The sequence below is a fragment of the Chromohalobacter sp. 296-RDG genome (assembly GCF_029889885.1).
GTDB lineage: Bacteria > Pseudomonadota > Gammaproteobacteria > Pseudomonadales > Halomonadaceae > Chromohalobacter.
On record NZ_JARANY010000192.1, the window covers coordinates 1 to 1,485 of the forward strand.

At 59.7% G+C, this 1,485-nt stretch carries 2 protein-coding genes; one reads left to right on the top strand and one right to left on the bottom strand.

Going from position 1 to position 1,485, the window contains the following annotated elements; translation table 11 throughout:
• Positions 1-268: 268 nt before the first annotated feature.
• A complete protein-coding gene (locus tag OP495_RS17790; RefSeq protein ID WP_280571107.1) occupies positions 269-1,078 on the bottom strand; it encodes a sulfite exporter TauE/SafE family protein in 810 nt (269 codons plus the stop codon).
• 108 nt (positions 1,079-1,186) lie between these two features.
• Between OP495_RS17790 and OP495_RS17795 the strand changes: the two genes are divergently transcribed.
• A partial coding sequence (locus tag OP495_RS17795; protein WP_280571108.1) for an AraC family ligand binding domain-containing protein occupies positions 1,187-1,485 on the top strand: 299 nt, incomplete at its 3' end.

A 1,485-nucleotide genomic window follows, 5' to 3' on the forward strand; every position in this document is an offset into this window, starting at 1 on the left:
GATACTCGGATAGGCCGGCTCGCCGAAGACGGACTGATCGAGATTGCCGACGGAGATGATGGCATCGAGGTTGTAGTGCAGCCTCGCACGCTTGATCTTTCTGCCCCCGTCCACCTGAACTTGTAAGAATTCCTTACAAGTTCACTCCTCCACCAACTCTTCCTCAGCGTAGATATTTTTCAAGTGGATCGTGATGTTCTGCGGCTTGACGTCGAACACCTCAGCCATCTGCCGCTGCGTCAGCCATACGGTCTCATGAAGGCGAGGCTCAGTGCATGATGACCATCACCGCTAGCACTACCGTCAGCAGTAACAGGTACACCCCGGCATGAATGCGGTCGGGAATGCGCCCGATCCATCGCGACGCCAGGCGAATACCGAGCCATGATCCCACCGCCAACGCCAGCCAAGCGCGCAGATCCACATACCCCGCGTACCAGGCGCCCAGGGTGGTATCGCTGGCCGACAACAGCACATAAGTCGCGGTGCCACTCACCGCCATCGGCAACGACAACGGATTGGCCATCGCCGTGGCTGTCGTCATGCTGGCGCCTCTGCGGCGCATCAGCGGCACGGTCATCACGCTGCCGCCAACACCCAGCAAGGCGGCGACTGTGCCGATGAACGTGCCTATCATCGCTGTTCCCAGACGACCCATGGGACGTACATCCCCACTCGCCTGACGCAGGAAACCGGGCCGCAGGACGGCATCCGCAATCGTTATCCCCAAATAGCCGATGAACGCCCAGCGCACCCAGTCTCCACTCAACGCCACTGCTGCTGCCGCACCGAGCACGGCACCGATGGCGATATAACCCACCATCGGACGCACCAGATGCCATTTCACGGTCCGCCGCCGGTGGTGACGCCATGTCGATAGAGACGCAGCGAAGATCATCAGTGCGGTCGAAGTGGCTACCGCGATATGCATAGCCGCCTGCCCGGCCACGCTATCCGACCCATGGACGGCAATCAGCAAGGTATACATCAAGGGAACCACGACGAAGCCACCACCGAAACCGAACAGCACAGTAGTCACACCGGCCAACCCACCGCAGAAAAACAAAACGCTATACACCGGAACTCTCCTGATGGAACTCAACGACAGGAACGATATTCCGATAAGGGGTGGCTGACATTCGCCAGTTAGCCAATAATCATTGTATTTCGGCCATACTGACTCTAAATGCGCAATATTCCTCTGGCGGACGTGGATCACGTCGTGCGGCCCATCGTGGCCATCGGCACCGACTACAGCCCCGGCACCCTGCTCGACTTTCACAGCCATCGCCGTGCCCAGTTTCTCTACGGCATGACGGGCTTGATGGAAGTCGACACCGATGACGGCACTTGGATGGTACCGCCCTACAGCGGTGTCTGGTTGCCGGCGGGCAAGCGCCACCGGGTGCGGATGAACGGCGTCAGTACCCGCAGCCTGTATATCGAACCCGTTGCGGCGCCACGCCATTCCCCCAGTTGCGAAGT